Raw genomic sequence first — 16,274 nt, forward strand, 5'->3', positions numbered from 1 at the left:
CCGTTCATCTCTCGTCACCGATCGTCTTTCCTATTGGGCAGTCGCTCGAAGGGCCGGCGCGCTGCCAGCGACGTACGCGTTGTAGCTCCCGAAACTCGCCACGAGCGTGCCCGAGACGACGTCGTTCCACAGCGCCAACTCCTCCAGACCGAGTACGAACGGCGCGACGACGAGCCAGAGTCCGAGGACCGCGACGAGACCTGCGCCAGTCGCGGTTATAGGTCGCCGGCTGGCTGCCCTGACGTAATTGTAGCCGGCGACGAGGACGACCGCAGTGCCGACGATGACGTCGTTCCAGCGACCGGCCGCTGACGTGCCGAGGACGAACGGTGCCGCGATCAACCAGCAGCCGAGCACGCCGTTGCCGCCGACCGTCAATTTCGTCGTTACGTCCATGATTCGGCGCTCGTGGTGGTCTGGATCGGGAGCGAGTTGCGCTCGGAGCCGCGAACCGAGTGAACGGCACTCTCAGGCCGACGCCATGTTTCGGCAGGTCTCCGCACAGTCGCGGAGGACGTCCGCACAGACCTGACAGTGCTCGGCGTCGTGTTGCTCGCACTCGTCGGCGCACTCCTCGCAGGCGTCGGCGGTGATCGCGGCGAGGTCCGAGCTGTAGCCGGAATTGCGGACCATGAACCGTGCATGCATGGTCGCCAGGTCGGCGACGTCCCGGCAGAGCCGCAGACACTCGGCCATCCCCTCGCCCTCGCCGGCGCATTCGTCGGCACACCACTCACAGGCTTGTGCGCATTCGAAGCAGCTGTCGATACACTCTTGCATCTCCTCGCTTTCGCTGACGTGGTCGATCTGGGTCAGTGCCATTGCGATCGACCGGTCGGCGGCGATCAGTTTTGTTATCCACACCCCACGATGAACCGACCGAATGGTGAGGGGCGAAACACGCAGCGGAGAGCTCGGTACGGCCAATCGGTGAGGCCGGCTTCACGAATCATTACCATCCCATCGGGCAGAGAAACGGTTTCGTCAGCGGGTAGCCGAGGTCCTCCTCCTTTCACCTCGTAAATGACCTCGGGTCGTTTCTCCTCCTCGAACCAGTGAAATACCATGCCACAGTTTAACGAAGACTGGAACTGTCGGTCGCGCTGTGGAACACTCTATCATCCACCTCCTCGAGGTCCCCTTCGCGATCATTGCCAGCACCGGAGCAGGGGTGTTCGCGCTCTTGTCTTGGGGTCTCTTCCGGAACTCCCCCTTCGGGACGGCGATCGCTCTCCTTTCTCTCGTGATGGTCGCGTTGACGGTGTATCACACGATGCTTCTCATCACCGGACCAGATCTGTTGATCCTCCACGTCCTCCGTAGCGCGGCGAACACGATCGTCGCGATATTCCTCGGCCTGCTAATACTCCGCCACCACCAACTTCGACAGAATCGGCCAGTCGGTGAGATATCGTGGAAGGACTGACCCCCTTCGTCGAGTACAATCTACTGATCGGAGTCGTGGTCGCCCTCGAACTCCTCTACTTCCTCTCCCTCGAGGCCTCGGTGACGGCGTACCGTCAATTCGTACTCGTTACTGTCGGCGGGTTAGTTCTCGCTGTGATCGGCGGACCAACCGCTGAACTGTTCGCACCGTCGCTCGTTCACTGGCTCCACGGGGCCGCTGCCCTCTTGGTCGTCTTCGGCCTCTACGATCCCGTAGCAAACGACATACGGACGGCTGAGTGGGCACAGGTGTTGCTGAGCGAACCGGCCCGGATTCGCCAGCCAGCCGACTGGATGACGCCGATGGACGACGATATCTTGAGTACGTTTCACAGCGCCGATCTGATACTGACTCCGTCGATCGTCGCCTGCAACACCGGATTCAGTCGGAAGGAAGTGAACCGCCGGCTGATCGAACTGGACGAACACGGGCTCGTCGAGAAGGTCGAACGGGGGAAGTATCGAATGACCCAACGCGGCGAGCGATACCTTCGAGGACAGCTCCGTACAGTTCCGACGACGAACGATGATACCGACGTCCGAAATTAGCGAATGCAGCACAGCTAGACGGCCAGTCGTGCCGAATCAGGACGGTGTGAGGTGATGAGTAACGAAACGTGGACTGAGAAGTGATCAAACTGTTCTCGTGACTAAGAGTCGATTATCGGATTCCCGTTTCTCGGATAAGTCATATCGATGAGTCGGAGCGTAATCTATGCTATGTACCGTCAGGTACACCGCTGCTTTCGGTCGCTCACGCGCTCTCTCTGTTACGAATCTATGTGGGTAACGAAGTCGGACGTCAGCTGTTGCTGGGTCCGGAGTCCGGTCTGGAACCGCTGGACGATCTCTGACTGGTGTTCCGGACACGCTATCGGGACGATGGCTCCGTCCCGAACCCGTATCAGGGGATAGGAGGTGTTGTACGGCGCGAGGCGGCAGCTGGGACACGAGAGACCGCCGGCCGGTCGATGATGGACGATCTCGGCCGTATCGTCGGTACTCAACTCACAGATCGAGGAAAACTGCTCGAGATGGTCGTCGCAGCCGAGAAGGGGGATCGTGAGTCTCTCGAGGAGGAGAAAGGACACCGTCTGCTGGCCGCCGGATCGGACGGCAGACCGCCACACATCACACTGGATAGTCGACAGCGGCTGCTGGACATCTGGTGATGACATCGTGTTTATACGTGATCGATCCCGCCGACTTCCACGGTGCTGCCACGATGGAAGCGACTGTCCCGGCGACCTACGACGCGCTTCGGGAGCAACAGGAAGATACCACGGATCAGATACTCTCGGACGCCGAAGACCGAGCCGAGAGGGTGAACGGAATCGTCGATACGGAACGGATGGTCGGATCGCCCGCCCGCTCTATCGTCGAATTCGCGGATGGGCACGACATCGATCACATCGTCATCGGAACGCACGGGCGGACCGGGACGAGTCGCGTTCTGTTGGGAAGCGTCGCCGAAGCGGTTACGCGTCGCGCTCCGGTACCGGTCACGGTCGTTCGCTGACCCGCGGCGAAGATACTGATGACTGACTCGTTCGCAACGGGCTGGACCGGTCGAGCTACTCGCCAGCTTCTTCTGACGGGTACTCTCCCAGATCGATCGATTGATAGACCTCGGACCGCAGTTCGGACGCTCTGTCCTCGGTGAGCAGGTCCCCGTCCTCGAGCGCGTCGATCAGTTCGGCGATCGTATCGCAGAGGATCTCGGGATTATCGAGGCCGGTCGTCTCATCGTTGGCCATACACGATTGTGATCACCGAGGGTATTCAGCGAGCGGTATGCAAACGCGTGGTCGACGCAGTAGCGTAACGGCGGCCGAAGGGTCGATCAGCCCATCCGCTCGAGTGCCGCCTTTCGTTCCTCGATCGGCACTCGATCGTACCGCAGCGTAGATTTGATCGATCGATAGCGCAACTGCGCTGCGGCTGCCTTCACCGTCAATTCCTTCGCCATGTACGTCCCGACGCTGTGGCGCATCGAGTACCACGTCAAGTCGCGGTCCTCCACCGCGATTCCGGCCTCTGCACAGATCTCTCGAAACATTCGGTTCAGTGATCCGGTCGAATACGGATTTTCGAATCTGGTGAGCCAGAGTTGTTCGGTGTCCTCGTATTTCTCCCGGCAGCTCCGTTCTTCGAGCCACCGCTCGACTGCCATCACCGTTCGCTCCGACAAGCTACACCGCCAGTGTTCCGTGTTCTTCGCCGAATCCTCCTTCGGAATCCGTACCACGCTGTTCGACGCGTCTATCCACGACGTCGTCGCTCACCGCACTTCGATCGGACGCAGCCCGACGTCCAGTGTCGTCCACAGTAGCGACGGTATCTTCCAGCTGTTCGCGGCTTCCCAGTCGTCTACTGTTACGTCGTCCTTCGACTTGCCCAATCGCTGTGCGAGGTACCGCCGCCAGCGCTCGCGCTCGTCCGGCGTGACGGCGTCGTAGTCGGGAATACCTCTATATTCGAGCGCGGCCTCTCGGACGCGCTCCCGTTCGTCACGCGTGAGGAAATCGCGCGGGTTGTGTAGCGATCGCGATGCAAACGATAGGTTCGGCTCCCATTCGACTGCGCTGCCGAACTCGTGTCGTTTCCACTTGAACAACGTCTGTGCCGCTTTCTGACAGCAGTGTCTGTAGCTTTGGGAGTAATCCGTCTCCGCTAGTTCCTGTATCCATGCATTCGCGTGCGTAGGGGTGATGTTCTCCGTGTATCGGTTCTCTGCCTGCCACGTTTTTCGGTAAAGCGTGTCGAGCCGGTATGCTCGTTGACGAGTCGTCGAGTGGGCGTAGCCGATCGATCGCTTCGGATCTTTTCCCTCGGAGAGCATCCAGTCGACGAGCTTGCTCCGGTGGTCTCGGTAGGAGACGCGCTGTCGAGGGTTGAGGTATTTCGCTGACGGTTCGGGTACGAGGACGATGTTTTCGGTTTCTTCACTCATAGATCGATGGACCGTGTCCTGTCTACGTGAGGAAACCCGGAAGCAACGAACTACGTCTCGATCAGTTTCGCGTGAACCCTGTTCGTGGGTCGCTGGCTTACTGCACTAAGATAATCTTCGCTCGAACCGGCGTACCGACGCGGAGAACGAGGATGCGCGGACCGGGATTTGAACCCGGGCCATGAGCTTGGAAGGCTCAGGTCCTACCACTAGACCATCCGCGCGCAGTCCTCTGTTTTCGCCCGGGATTTATGACTCTTCCTTTTTCCTCGCGTCGGCGTGAGTGAGTCTGACACGAATCGAGCCTTCTGACTTCATCTAATTCCGCGTGAAAAAATAGCCGCCGTCGGTACTCGATTAGTTCGAGCCGTTCGACTCGAGCCGAATCGCCGCGCGACGTTCCACTTCGGCCTCGTCAGTTTCGTCGTCGAGTCCGGTCTTGACGAGGAGTTCACCGCTGCCGGACTCGAGTCCGGAGAGCGTGACGGTGAACGAGCCGTCGCCGACATCCGTCGTGTTGCGGACAGTCTCGCTCCCGTCCTCGGGTTCGAACGAGACCTCGACGGTCTCCTGATTCGTCGATCCCTCGATGGTCAACTCGCCGTCCGTGACCGTGACGTTCTCGTCTTCCCCGAGTTCGTCGAACCGTTTGTCGCCGACCGTAACGTCCTCGAGGGTCGGTTCGGGCTCGAGTTCGACCGTCACCGACTCGTCGATTGCCGACTCGAACTCGCCGTCGTCCGACCCCGCTTTGACGTGGAGTTCGCCGCTGCCGGGTTCGAGATCGGACAGCGTGACGGTGAACGAGCCGTCTTCGACGTCGATCGGGTCGGGAGTGTGGTCGTCCCCAGTCTCGGACTCGAACGAGACCTTAACGGCCTCCTGATTCGTCGTCCCCTCAATCGTCAACTCGCCGCCCGACAACGTCACCGTCGCGTTTTCAGCCGCTTGGAGCTCGTCGAACGACTCGTCGCCGACCGAATCGGTCTCGAGAGTCGGTTCGGGCTCGAGTTCGACCGTCACCGACTCGTTGATTTCCGATTCGAACTCGCCGTCGTCCGAGCCCGCTTCGACGCGGAGGTCACCGCTGCCGGGCTCGAGTCCGGACAGCGTGCCGGCGAACGAGCCGTTCTCGACGGCAATCGAGCCGTTGGTTTGGTTACCGCCGTCCACGGGCTCGAACGAGACCTCGACGGTCTCTTGATTCGTCGACCCTTCGATAGCCAGTTCGTCGCCCGACAGCGTCACCGCTGCATTTTCAGCCGCTTCGAGGTCGTCGAACGACTCGTCGCCGATCGACTCGAGCTCGAGAGTCGGAGCGTCCGTCTCGCTCTCGACGTTGAGCCGTACCGACTTGCTGGTTTTCGACTCGAACTCGCCGTCGTCCGTTCCGACTTTGACGAGCAGTTCGCCGCTGCCGGGCTCGACCTCGGTCAGCGTTGCGTCGAACGAGCCGTCGTCTCCGATGTCGGGCTCGCTGGTCGCATTCCCGCTGCCGTCGTCGGGAATAAATATAATCTGTACCGCGTCCCGATTCGTCTCGCCGGCGACGCGCAATTCGCCCTCGGAGAGCGTGACGTTCTGTTGCTCGTCGAAGTTCGCTATCTCGTCTCCCGCCACGGTAACGCTCTCGAGAGTGGCCTCCGATTCGTCGTCACCGAAGACGAGCGTGTCCGCGACCGGTCCGACTCCCAACAGACCTGACGCCACGACCGAAACGAGCGCGATCAGAATTACGAGAACGACCGCGCCCCCGGCGAGCTTCTGGGGACGGCTCAGGTTCGGTAGCGCGTCGAACCGACCGCCGGTACTGGACGGCGGCGGAGGCGTCTCGAAGATCGATATCTGCCGTTTGAGCCGGTTTCGGATCTGTTCGTCGCTCTTGCTGGTCTTCGTCCGGAGGTCGTCGACCTCCTGTTTGATCGTCGCGACCTTCTCGTTGATCAACTGGCCCTCCATGCTCCGGCGCTGCTCGTCCATCAGGCGGCCCGTCTCACCCAGCGGCTCGAGGCCTCGATGGGTTCCGACTTCGACCGCCAGATCGCAGCTCTCGATGGCGTCGATCGATGTGTTGTCCGCGATCGCGACCCGGTTTGCCGGTCCCTGAAGGTACTTCGAGCAGAGGGCCAGTGCACCGCTCGCGGACGACACGCCGAACCGCAGCCGTTTCCCCGACTGCAGCAGGTTCGAGACGACGGAGTGGTCGAACTCCGAGCCGGGAACGGAGTCGTTCCGACCGCCGAGCGACTCGTACACCCGGACGTCGTCGGACGACGTCTCGATCGACATTCCGTACTCGGTCTCGACCCGCTGGCGGAGCTCCGACCGGAAGTTCTCGAACAGGTTGCGCGTGTTTCGCGTGGTGTACACGGCGTAGAACTGTTCGGCGCGACCGACGTTCGATTCTCGAGCGCGGAAGAAGACGACCAGTTCCGTCCGGGAGCCGGCGTCGAGGTACAGCTTGACGCCGCCGAAGAAGAACTCCTCGATCCGGTCGTTCGAACGCCCTCTCCCGCCGTCTCCGTAGGGGTTTCCGTGTGAATCGTATATCGTTAGTTCTGACATGTGTTTCACCGTCCGAGTTCGTTGAGCAGGCGGTCGAATCCGATCGTCATGACCGAGCCGGTCTCGTCGCGCATCGGAACGCGATCGCCGTTCTCGTTCTCCGTCGTCTGATAGTAGACGGGGTGAATCTCGGCGCCGGCGGTCTGCCGAATGAGGCTGTCGATCTGTTCGCTCTGGCGGAGCCGCTGATTGACGAAGTCCTTGAACTCGTCGAACGCGAGGTGGGGTTCGATCCCCTGTTCCTTCTGGAAGTCCTCGATGAAGACGTCGGCCTTCGTCGCCACGACGAAGATGCCCTTATCGTCGGCCGCCTGGAGAATGCTGAAGTACTCCGAGATGTCGAGCGACTCGCCGTTGGCGTACCGTTCGAGGTCGACCAGCAGGATCAGCGTGTCCGCGTCTTCGACGCCGTCCGAGAGCCGTAACAGCGTGTTGTCGGCGTCGTCTTCAGTGACGGCGCCGGACAGCGCGTCGGGGAGTCGGCTCAGGTACTCGCCCGCGTAGTCGATGCTCGAGACCTTCACGTTCTTCGGGAACGTCGAACCGTGAACGTACTGGAACGCGAGGTCCTTGATCTCGCCGCGACCCGTCGCCTCGATGAGCCAGCCCTCGGATCGCTGGTCGAGGTTTTCGACCATCTTCATGAGTTCCTGGCTCGGCTGCAGCGGCGTCTGCTTGGTCGCTTCGTCGTTCCGGCCGCGGTTCAGGGCCTCGAGGTACGCGCCGATGAGGAAGAGGCTCTTCCCGGAGCCGCGCGGACCGAGAACGAAGAAGTCCTCCTCGGAGTCGTACTGGATGAACCGTCTGACCGTGAGGATGAAGATCCCGCTCAGCACCGCGTTCCGGGCGAGCCCGTCGGTCTCGACCGAGACGCCCGACGTCTCGGAAGAGACGATCGAGACGCCGTCGGCCGTGATTTCGAAGATCGTCGGATACACGAGGTGCGTTTCGATCAACGCGCTGACGATGAGCAGGGCGACGATCAGATAGATCCCCTTCGCGGCGCTGCGGAACTCGAGGGCCTGCGCGGTCTGGGTCCGAAGCAGCTTCCGACCGCCGCCGAGAACGAGTCCGAGCAGGGTGCCGACCGCGAGCCAGCCGAGGTTCGTCATCGATGTGAATTCGATGTTCGGAATGAACAGTCCGATCGTCCAGAGGCCGAGCAACGAAATGACCAGGCCGATCCAGAGGAGATACCCCTGCCAGCGCTTCTTCGGATCGATCGTCAACAGGATCAGTAACCCGATGAAGATCCCCAGGAGGAAGACGCTCACCCCCTCGAGATCGATCGCGTCGACGAGGAGGTGGAGATCGATCAGCGACCGCGTGAGCTTCCCGTCCTCGTAGGCCGACCCCAGCATCGTCGCCAGCGGGAGCGTCAGCCCGAGCATGACGACGAAGTAGCCGACCAGCGAGACCTTCTCCCGGTGTCGGTTGAGCGCGGTGACCGCGGTGGTGATCATTGCACCCCACCGCTGAACTCGTAGGTCTGATCGTCCGCCGTCGCCCGTTCGTCGGTATCGGTATCGGCGCCGTCGTCGCCGTCCTCCTCACCAGTCACGGACACGACGTCGACGTACTCGTCTAACAGCCCCTGGACGATGTCGGGTTCGTCCTGGAGGTAGAAGCCGACGTCGTCGTCGCTCTCCATGTTGAGCATCTCGTTCCGTCGGACGTAGTAGCCCTCCTCGAGCCCGTGGTTGTGGTGGATGAGGATGTCGTCGCCCAGTTCGGACCAGCGCTTCTCGTAGCCGGAGCGGTAGCCGTCGGCCTGAACCATCTTCCGCAGGTTGTCGAGGAAGATGCCGTCGATGAACGCGCTCACGCCGATGTCCCAGCTGTCGCCGATGTCGTGCTGCCAGGTCGTGTACGGGTTCTCGACGCGGTTGCCGCTCGCGCCGAGATCGAACGCGCTGTTGAACTGGTTCTCGAAGTCGAGGGCGTCCGGATCGATCTGCTGGACCGCCTGGCTCAACACGCCGACGCGGACCTTGATATCGTTGTACCGCTGTCGGCCCTTGCTGAAGCTCCGCTTCTTGATCCCGGAGTACTGTTCGTTGAAGACGTTCTCGACGAGATCCTCGAGGGAGCTGTGGACCCGCTGGTTCTCCTCGCGGCTGTTGAACAGGTCGCTGTCGCCGATCCCCTCGTCGCCGGTCGCCCGGAAGACGTCGTTCGGCTTGATGTTCTTGACGTACACCGACTCGTCGCGCTCGGTCGCGACCGAGCGGGTCGACGTTTCCGCGTCGTACTCGTTGCGCTTCCGGTTGAACTCGGCGAGACGGTTCGCGTACGCCTCGCGGCGTTGGTTGAGTTCCTCGAAGAGGTCGACCGTCGCCTCGTAGGTCTCGTACCCCTGCTCGAGTTCCTCGAGTTCGTCCTCGAGGTCCGCCTTGCGCTCCCTGACGTCGTCGGTGCCGCCGATTTCGGCTTTGAACGCCTCGCGAGCGATCTCTCGGAGGCGACCGAAGTCGGCGCCGTGATCGAGTTCCGATTCGATCTCGCGGCGGCGGTCCGCGCCGAACGACTCGAGTCGGTGGGCGAGTTCGTCGACGATCTCGTCCTCGAGTTCGCGCGTTCGCGCCTGCAGTTCGTCGAGGAGCGCGCCGTCGTCGTACTCGACCTCCGCGCTGAACGAGGAACCCGGCGGACCGACGCTGAACACGCCTCGCTCGTCGAGCTTGTTCTTCTGGACGCGGAAGTTGCGGTGGGCCTCCTCCTTCGCCTGCTCGGTCTTTCCGGACCACGGCGTGAGCTTTTCGATGGTCCCCGCCTCGGTGTTCATCGTCAGGGCCGCCTTCCGCGTCTCCTTGAGGGCCGCTATCGACGTTTCGATGTCGCTGCGCTGTTCGTGAAAGTCGATCCCGACGCGGTCGAGTTCGGTCTCGATACCGTCGAGTCGCTGGGTGATCTCCTGGGTCGAGACCTGATCGACGTCGGTGTCGTTTCGAGCGTTGACGGTCTCCGAGACGAACTGCTCGAGTTCGCGCGTCAGCGCCGAGAGCTCGCTGCGGACGGCCTCGACGTCGACCGCCTGGTACTGCTCGAGCGTCTGGGTCACGTCGCGTTCCCAGTCGCGAACCTTTCGGTCGATCTCCTCGGCCTGCTCCTCCTCGAGTCGCTCGAGTTCCTCGACGGTCTCCTCGAGTTCGTCCTCGAGTCGGGCTCGCTGGTCGGAGATATCGGAGAGCTGCGTCTCGAGGCGGTTGAGTTTCACGCCGGGGTTGCCGCTGCCGTCGTCGTTGTTGATGAGGTACTCGACGGCGTCCCTGACGCGGCTGTCGTCGATCGACTGCTTCTGGACGAGCAGTCGGTGTCGCTGGACGATCGCCTTCAGGTCCGCTTCGAGCGCTTCAGCGAGGTTCTCGTCGATGTTGTCGACGAACCGCCCGGCCTGCTGGCCGGCGGTGTCGACGGCGCGGAGCGACCCCGAGATGATGTCGATCCGCTCGGAGATGTCCTCGCTCTCCTTTTCGGCGTCCGAGATGATCTCCGAGAAGATCGAGACCGACTCGTACTCGAGTTCGTTGAACAGTTCGAAGTCGAGCAGCGAACGGAGTTCGTCGAACCGCTCGTTCAGGTCCGCGCGGTCGAGGTCCCGGAGGCCCTCGCCGCTGGGGCCGTCGTAGTGGTTGTCGAGGAACCGTTCGATCTGCGTGTAGATGTCGCGTTCGGCCTGCACGGCTTCCTCCTTGGCCGAGAGGATCTCGCGAAGGGCGGTCCGTCCCTCGTTGATCGCTTCGACGTTGTACCGGAGGATCTGGGGGATCCCGATCGTGAACGGCGCGTACGTCGGCGAGTCCGCGAACGGGTCCTCGGTGCCGACGGTATTGTAGTAGGCGGCGATCAGGTAGACGATCGCTTCGTCGAACTCCTGTAACAGCTGGCCGTTCTGGATCTTGTTCCCGCCCTTGCCGTCGAAGCCCGTCGGATCGATCGGCAGGAGGACGCGATCCTTGAACGCGGGTTCGTCGATCAGGTTGAGGTACTCGAGTTCCGAGAGGGCGGCGAAGGCGTTGGCGTTCTCTCGGATCCCCTCGGTGTGGTTCGGGAGGATGCCGAACAGCGTGATCTCCGCGGTTCGCTGTTTCTTCTGGAGGTGGCGCGCCAGATCGATGACGATCCCGGAACCGGTGCCGCCGCCGAGTCCGGCGAGAACGGCGACCTTCCCCTTGTCCGGGAGGTCGATGTAGGTCGACAGCTCGTCGTCCTCGGCGTAGGCCTTGTAGTACATGGCCTTCCCGAGCCCTCGCTTCCGGACGACGCCGGTCGCGAAGTCGAGGTTCTCGTTGATGTGCTGTTCCTCGACCCACCAGTCGTTTTCGTCCATCCCGTTCCCGGCCGCGATCCGCGGAACCGCGGTCTCACCGATCAGATCATTCTGGTCGTTGAGCTGGATGTTCCGGGTGATCATCTTGTACTCGATCGAGACGTCGCCGGGACGACCGGTTCCGGTCTCCCGGAGCTCCGATTTCAGCGTCGCGACCCGTTCGCGGATCTCGGCGATTCGCTCCCGATCCGAGTTCTCCTCTTCTTCGGCCGTATCGAGGATCGTTACGCGCACGGACTGCGGATTCGGTCGCGGCTGCAGAATCTCGCGAAGGACCCACTCCGATTCGAGTAGTTCCAACGCGATCTGCTTTCCTGCACCCCCGACTGAGAATATTCGCTCTGGTAAATTCATATGACAGTCGTTATCGTCTGCAAATTCAGTCCACATGACTTATATTCTATGGCAGATTGCCTCCGAGAGGCCCTAATTCCGCTAAATCCGAGCTTTATCAAAATCAAGCAACATGACTAACAATAGTCGTGAATTAACTTTCCAATGAGAGAACGATACTGTGGCTATCATGCAACACTCTGGGAGACGAGGACAGTCATTCGAGCGAGTTACCGACGGGGCGGTGTGAGCGCGTGAGGAGGGCCGCTAGCGGAACTGGAGCCGGGAGCGGCGGAGCGGAGGCGAACGGATCGGATTATCGCTCGAGGACGGTGCCAGCGGAGCCGACGGCAATGGCGACGGGACCGTCGGCGACGGCGGTCAGGTTCTCGCCGACGGGCGTCTGGTTCAGCGTCCACTCGCCGCCGTCGAGTTCGAAGATGACACCGCCGGAGCCGACGGTGTACCCCTCGTCGCCGTCGGTCTCGACGTCGAAGAGGTCGGCGTCGCCGAGGCTCTCGGGAACCCATTGCGAACCGTCGTACTCGAAGATCGAGGCGTTACCGCCGCTGACGGTGACGTCGTCGGCGGCGTCGCTGTCGAGGCCGTAGAACGTGGAGTCGGCGTCCTCGATGCCGATCGCGTTCCACGTGACGCCGTCGTCGGTGGCGTAGACGCGGCCGTTGGTATCGATGGCGTGGCCCGCGCGGTCGCCGAAGAATTCGATCGCCTTGAGACCGGCGCCGCTGCCGGGGACGACGTACTCCCAGGTGCCCTCCTCGCCGTTCTGGAAGCTGTAATGGATCGAACCGGAGTCGTCGGCGACGTAGACGTCCGCGTCGCCCACTGGTCCAGTGACGGCGACGTCGTTGAAGTTGGCCGTGTAATCGTTCGGCGCGGACCGATCGACGAGGTCGCCTGTACCGACGTCGTACTCGCCGATCGCGCCGCTGGCGCCGACGATCCAGAGTCGCTCGCCGTCATCCGTCACGTCGACCCCGTAGAGGTCGTTCCCGTTGCCGGTCGGACCGCCCTGCAGGACGACCTCCCAGCCGGCGTCGGTCCGCTCGAGGACGGTGCCGCCCTCGGCGGCCGCGTGGGCGTTCGTCGCCGTGGACGCGACGTCGTGGAGGGTACTATCGATGGGAGTCTCGACGGCCGTCCAGCCGTCTTCGGATGCGGACGCGGTTGCGGGGAGGGTGGCTGCGACAAGCGATGCGCCTGCGAGCTGCAGCGTCGAGCGTCGCGTGAGTCGCGTCATAGCGCGTTCGGGGCTGGTAACGAGGATGCCATAAAACCCGTCGCTCATTCACGGCGTTAGGAGTCGTGTTACAGTTTCGTTCTCTTTATTGACTGGAAAATGAGTGACAGAGAGGTGGAAATTTGACGCATACGGAGACGAAAGACGATTAGAACCGATTTCTCGAGATGGCGTCTCCAACCGCTCTCGAGCGGCGATAACTACTAGTTGTCTCGCCGGAACGTCGCCGGAGACAGTTTATCCGCCGGTCATAAACGAACGACAGACGGCCAAACCGGCCGCTCTTGGCCGATCGTGTTCGGGTTACTGCTGTTCGCCGCCTGCTACGGTCACCGTCGCGTAACAGTTGCCGCTCGAGAGTTCCCAGTCGACGACCTCGAGCGCGCTGGCCTCGAGGGCGGTCTCGAACTCGTCGGGCGCGTAGATGTGGTAGAAGCGATCGACGGTCTCGCCGCCGGGGAGGGTCCACTCGACGGCGGTGTCGAATCCCTCGTCGGCGTCGAAGCGATCGTGGGCGGTCGACCACGCGCTGACGAGGGCGCGGCCCCCCGGCGCGAGGACTCGCGCGAGTTCGTCGAGGCTGTCGCGTCGAGCGCGTCGGGTCGGCAGGTGATGCAGCGTCGCGACGTAGACCGCGACGTCGACGCTGTCGTCGGCCAGCGGCAGCCGTCCGGCGTCGCCCTGGCAGAGCGCGACCTCGAACCCGCGCTCGAGGGCGCGCTCGCGCCCGGTCTCGAGGAGGCCCCGGCTGGCGTCGAGGCCGACGACGGTCCCGCAGTGATCGGCCAGCAGTTCGGCGTGCCGACAGTTGCCACAGCCGAGGTCGAGACCGACCGCGGACTCGTTCCCGTCGGTCTCGAGGCCGCCGGCCGCGTCCTCGACGAACGACTCGACTTCGGGCCAGGCGTACTCTCGCGTGGACGCGAAGTGGTCGGCGATGCGGTCGTAGGTGTCGCGGACGGCGGCCCGTCGCTGTGCGTCGGCGTCGTCCTCGAGGTCGGACTCCTGCTCCTCGGCCATCGTCGGTGTTCGTCGGGGAACGCGCAAAAACCGTTCGCAACGCGAAAGCCCAGACACGCTCGACCGTTCAGGATCGAGCGTGTCTGCCCCTTTCAGTCCCACCGAAAGCCCCGATCCGCTGGCGCCGGCGCCAGCGGATCGCCCCTTTCAGTCCCGCCCGTGCCGGGTGGCTGGTCTGGCCACCGCGGATGGATCCGAAGCGACTGCCGTTGAGCGGGAGCGAGGCTCCCGCGAGGTCGGCAAGCCGTCCGTCTCGCCGGACTGTCAGACCACGACGGCGAAGAGGAGGATCGAGAGGCCGACCATGACGGCGGCGTGTTTCGCGCCGCCGCGGATATCGCCCGTGCTCAACTGGCCGGCGATCAGCCCCGAGAGCAGCCCCTGAACGAGCGTCGCGTGGTAGAACAGCGTGTCGTAGGTCGCCCGGTCGGAGTCCGAGAAGCCGCCGAGTCCGTCGACCGCGGTGGGTCCGGTGGCGGTCGCGGTATCGGCTCCCGCCGCGGGCAGGTTCGGCAGCAGAGACGCCGCGAGCACCGCGATGATGAACAGGAAGACCAGATACGAGACGTAGACGACGATGGTGTACTCGACCATCGCCTGTTTGCGCTCGCGCTCGAGTCGCCGGTCGGCCGCGGCCTGCCGGGCGGCGATCCGAAGGACCGTCGCGAGGTTCCCGCTCGCGTTCATCGCCTCGGTGAGCAGGGTCACGACGCGGGCGGTCGTCCGGGTCCGCAGCCGCCGCTCGAGTCTGGCGAACGCGGTCTGGAGGTCGGCGCCCCACTGGACGTCCGCCCAGACGCGGTCGAGTTCGGCGCCGAGCGGTCCCAACTCCGAGCCGCGGACGTGGTCGACCGCCGAGACCAGCGACGTGCCGGCCTCGTTGACGCTCGCGAGTCGGTCGAGCAGGTCCGGGACGGCCGCCTCGACCGCGTCGATCCGGCGGCGATGACCCTCGTAACAGATCGCGAAGCCGGTCAGGACGACCAGCAGCCCCACCGCGATCGCGTCGTCGATCGCCGCGACGTCGAACCCGCCCTCGAGCGCCGCCGGGAACCGCCACAGCACGCCCGCGAGGGCGATCGGGACGGTAAGCGCGAGCGACAGCGCCGGGCGCTCGAGCAGCGTCCGAATCGGATCCCCGAATCGCTCGCGCAGGCCGCGGAGCCGCCGGTAGTACCGGAGCCGTTCGACGTTCGGACGGGCGTCGGCACCGACGGCGCCGCTATCGACGGCCCCGCCGTCGGGCCGCGCCTCACGCGCGATGTCTGCCGGGAGGTCCGGCGACGGAGCCTCGCCCGCGTCGCTCGCCGCCGCGCCGGGCGTCAGTTTATCGGTGACGACGCTCAGGTAGATCACGAACGCGAGGTTGCCGACAGGTAGGATGAGGTAGATCAACGCCCGCAGCGGCTCGAGCGTGTCGCCGACGGCGATCCCGATGACGACGAGGATCGTGATGAGAAAGAGCGGGCCCGCGACCAGCACCGTCACGTAGGCTTCGGCGAGCGTCGAGAGCAGTCCGAGGGTCCGTTCCTGCTGGGACTCGGCTTCCTCCTGGTAGTCGCGATACTGGCGCTCGAGGAAATCAGAGAGGCTGTGGCCGCTCTGGAGGACGCTGACCAGGTTCTCGCTGAACTCGCGGAACTGGGGACTCGGCGAGCGCCGACCCATCGTCTGGAGGGCGGTGACCGCGTCGACGCCGAAGGTGTCCATGTTGCGGACCGCGACGTCGAACTCCGCGGCGGCCTCGCCGTAGGTCGCCTCGTGAGCGGCGACGATGCGGATCGCCTTCGGAAACGCCATCCCGCTGCGCGAGAGGGCGTAGAGGAAGGCGACGGTCGAGGGCAGCGCCGTCTCGATCCGGCGGGCGCGCTCGTCGGCGACGTAGCGCGGGTACCACCAGCGGAGCCAGTACGCGCCGCCGCCGGCGACCGCGCCGAGCGTGAGACAGGAGGCGAGCAACAGGCCGAACAGTTCGACGAGCGACAGCGAGGGCACGCCACCGAGGTTCGCGAGGAACGCGAGGGCGCTCGGCAACGCCGCCCGGAGCGTCTCGGGATCGACCGAGAGCACGAGCAACAGGCCCCAGATGACGTAGATGCCGAGCACCGAGCCGAGGACCGCGAAGAGGCCGGCGTAGCAGACCGTCATCGCGCCGTACTCGCGGTAGGTCACCGGCGCGTGGGCGGCTCGCAGCGCCGCCTGCCTGTCGGGATGTTCGTCGCGGAACTCGTCGACGTACCCGCCGAAGAGCCCGATCGCGGCCCGCGTCAGCCGCCGGTCGACGCCGTCGTGGTATCTGGCCGCGAGGACGGGCACACAGCAGAGCGCGGCGAGCGCGAGCGGCAGGAAGGTAGATACCGACATGG

The 16,274-nt window shown here is 63.6% G+C and carries 15 protein-coding genes and 1 tRNA gene; 3 read left to right on the forward strand and 13 right to left on the reverse strand.

Going from position 1 to position 16,274, the window contains the following annotated elements:
* Positions 1 to 30: 30 nt before the first annotated feature.
* Both HTZ84_RS11605 and HTZ84_RS11610 read right to left on the reverse strand, forming a co-directional pair.
* Positions 31 to 396, reverse strand: a complete 366-nt coding sequence (locus HTZ84_RS11605) for an SPW repeat domain-containing protein (RefSeq protein ID WP_174680828.1) — start codon at positions 394 to 396, stop codon at positions 31 to 33.
* A gap of 72 nt (positions 397 to 468) precedes the next feature.
* Complete coding sequence (locus HTZ84_RS11610) at positions 469 to 822, reverse strand: four-helix bundle copper-binding protein (protein WP_174680829.1); 354 nt, start codon at positions 820 to 822, stop codon at positions 469 to 471.
* A gap of 283 nt (positions 823 to 1,105) precedes the next feature.
* On the opposite strand from HTZ84_RS11610, the gene HTZ84_RS11615 reads away from it, so the two are divergent.
* Positions 1,106 to 1,426 carry a hypothetical protein gene (locus tag HTZ84_RS11615; protein WP_174680830.1) on the forward strand — a complete coding sequence of 107 codons (321 nt, stop codon included), beginning with the start codon at positions 1,106 to 1,108 and terminating at the stop codon, positions 1,424 to 1,426.
* Positions 1,414 to 1,995, forward strand: coding sequence for an ArsR family transcriptional regulator (locus HTZ84_RS11620; protein ID WP_174680831.1), 582 nt, complete (start codon positions 1,414 to 1,416; stop codon positions 1,993 to 1,995). The genes HTZ84_RS11615 and HTZ84_RS11620 overlap by 13 nt, the downstream gene beginning before the upstream one ends.
* Positions 1,996 to 2,216: 221 nt before the next feature.
* Here HTZ84_RS11620 and HTZ84_RS11625 read toward each other — a convergent pair whose 3' ends face one another.
* Positions 2,217 to 2,624: a hypothetical protein gene (locus HTZ84_RS11625; RefSeq protein ID WP_174680832.1), complete on the reverse strand. Its 408-nt coding sequence runs from the start codon at positions 2,622 to 2,624 to the stop codon at positions 2,217 to 2,219.
* Between HTZ84_RS11625 and HTZ84_RS11630 the strand changes: the two genes are divergently transcribed.
* Positions 2,618 to 2,965 (forward strand): universal stress protein, encoded by a 348-nt coding sequence (locus HTZ84_RS11630; protein ID WP_174680833.1) that lies wholly within the window; start codon positions 2,618 to 2,620, stop codon positions 2,963 to 2,965. The genes HTZ84_RS11625 and HTZ84_RS11630 overlap by 7 nt on opposite strands.
* A gap of 55 nt (positions 2,966 to 3,020) precedes the next feature.
* Here HTZ84_RS11630 and HTZ84_RS11635 read toward each other — a convergent pair whose 3' ends face one another.
* From HTZ84_RS11635 to HTZ84_RS11675, 10 genes are all read right to left on the reverse strand, one after another.
* Positions 3,021 to 3,203, reverse strand: a complete 183-nt coding sequence (locus HTZ84_RS11635; RefSeq protein WP_174680834.1) for a hypothetical protein — start codon at positions 3,201 to 3,203, stop codon at positions 3,021 to 3,023.
* An 86-nt stretch (positions 3,204 to 3,289) separates the two neighbouring features.
* Positions 3,290 to 3,712, reverse strand: coding sequence for a site-specific integrase (locus HTZ84_RS22840; protein ID WP_309138812.1), 423 nt, complete (start codon positions 3,710 to 3,712; stop codon positions 3,290 to 3,292).
* 15 nt (positions 3,713 to 3,727) lie between these two features.
* The gene (locus tag HTZ84_RS22845) at positions 3,728 to 4,399 is read right to left on the reverse strand and encodes a site-specific recombinase xerd (protein ID WP_254611742.1); all 672 of its coding nucleotides are present in this window, start codon (positions 4,397 to 4,399) and stop codon (positions 3,728 to 3,730) included.
* Between the two features lie 153 nt (positions 4,400 to 4,552).
* A tRNA-Gly gene (locus tag HTZ84_RS11645) sits at positions 4,553 to 4,623 on the reverse strand.
* Positions 4,624 to 4,756: 133 nt separating this feature from the next.
* Positions 4,757 to 6,964, reverse strand: a complete 2,208-nt coding sequence (locus HTZ84_RS11650; protein ID WP_174680835.1) for a COG1361 family protein — start codon at positions 6,962 to 6,964, stop codon at positions 4,757 to 4,759.
* A 5-nt stretch (positions 6,965 to 6,969) separates the two neighbouring features.
* On the reverse strand, positions 6,970 to 8,427 hold the full coding sequence (locus HTZ84_RS11655; protein WP_174680836.1) for a hypothetical protein: 1,458 nt from the start codon (positions 8,425 to 8,427) through the stop codon (positions 6,970 to 6,972).
* On the reverse strand, positions 8,424 to 11,684 hold the full coding sequence (locus tag HTZ84_RS11660; protein WP_309138868.1) for a tubulin-like doman-containing protein: 3,261 nt from the start codon (positions 11,682 to 11,684) through the stop codon (positions 8,424 to 8,426). Before HTZ84_RS11660 ends, HTZ84_RS11655 begins: the two co-directional genes overlap by 4 nt.
* 259 nt (positions 11,685 to 11,943) lie before the next feature.
* The gene (locus HTZ84_RS11665) at positions 11,944 to 12,888 is read right to left on the reverse strand and encodes a beta propeller repeat protein (protein ID WP_174680838.1); all 945 of its coding nucleotides are present in this window, start codon (positions 12,886 to 12,888) and stop codon (positions 11,944 to 11,946) included.
* Between the two features lie 303 nt (positions 12,889 to 13,191).
* Positions 13,192 to 13,908, reverse strand: a complete 717-nt coding sequence (locus tag HTZ84_RS11670; RefSeq protein ID WP_174680839.1) for a class I SAM-dependent methyltransferase — start codon at positions 13,906 to 13,908, stop codon at positions 13,192 to 13,194.
* 264 nt (positions 13,909 to 14,172) lie between these two features.
* Positions 14,173 to 16,272, reverse strand: a complete 2,100-nt coding sequence (locus HTZ84_RS11675) for a type II secretion system F family protein (protein WP_174680840.1) — start codon at positions 16,270 to 16,272, stop codon at positions 14,173 to 14,175.
* Positions 16,273 to 16,274: the final 2 nt, after the last annotated feature.

The organism is Haloterrigena gelatinilytica, from assembly GCF_013342145.1.
GTDB lineage: Archaea > Halobacteriota > Halobacteria > Halobacteriales > Natrialbaceae > Haloterrigena > Haloterrigena gelatinilytica.

Excerpts from the sequence above, each read along its gene's own strand:
- HTZ84_RS11605 (WP_174680828.1), bottom strand. The coding sequence starts at position 396 with ATGGACGTAACGACGAAATTGACGGTCGGCGGCAACGGCGTGCTCGGC.
- HTZ84_RS11610 (WP_174680829.1), bottom strand. The coding sequence starts at position 822 with ATGGCACTGACCCAGATCGACCACGTCAGCGAAAGCGAGGAGATGCAA.
- HTZ84_RS11630 (WP_174680833.1), top strand. The coding sequence starts at position 2,618 with ATGACATCGTGTTTATACGTGATCGATCCCGCCGACTTCCACGGTGCT.
- HTZ84_RS11625 (WP_174680832.1), bottom strand. The coding sequence starts at position 2,624 with ATGTCATCACCAGATGTCCAGCAGCCGCTGTCGACTATCCAGTGTGAT.
- HTZ84_RS11635 (WP_174680834.1), bottom strand. The coding sequence starts at position 3,203 with ATGGCCAACGATGAGACGACCGGCCTCGATAATCCCGAGATCCTCTGC.
- HTZ84_RS22845 (WP_254611742.1), bottom strand. The coding sequence starts at position 4,399 with ATGAGTGAAGAAACCGAAAACATCGTCCTCGTACCCGAACCGTCAGCG.
- HTZ84_RS11650 (WP_174680835.1), bottom strand. The coding sequence starts at position 6,964 with ATGTCAGAACTAACGATATACGATTCACACGGAAACCCCTACGGAGAC.
- HTZ84_RS11655 (WP_174680836.1), bottom strand. The coding sequence starts at position 8,427 with ATGATCACCACCGCGGTCACCGCGCTCAACCGACACCGGGAGAAGGTC.
- HTZ84_RS11660 (WP_309138868.1), bottom strand. The coding sequence starts at position 11,684 with ATGTGGACTGAATTTGCAGACGATAACGACTGTCATATGAATTTACCA.
- HTZ84_RS11665 (WP_174680838.1), bottom strand. The coding sequence starts at position 12,888 with ATGACGCGACTCACGCGACGCTCGACGCTGCAGCTCGCAGGCGCATCG.
- HTZ84_RS11670 (WP_174680839.1), bottom strand. The coding sequence starts at position 13,908 with ATGGCCGAGGAGCAGGAGTCCGACCTCGAGGACGACGCCGACGCACAG.
- HTZ84_RS11675 (WP_174680840.1), bottom strand. The coding sequence starts at position 16,272 with ATGTCGGTATCTACCTTCCTGCCGCTCGCGCTCGCCGCGCTCTGCTGT.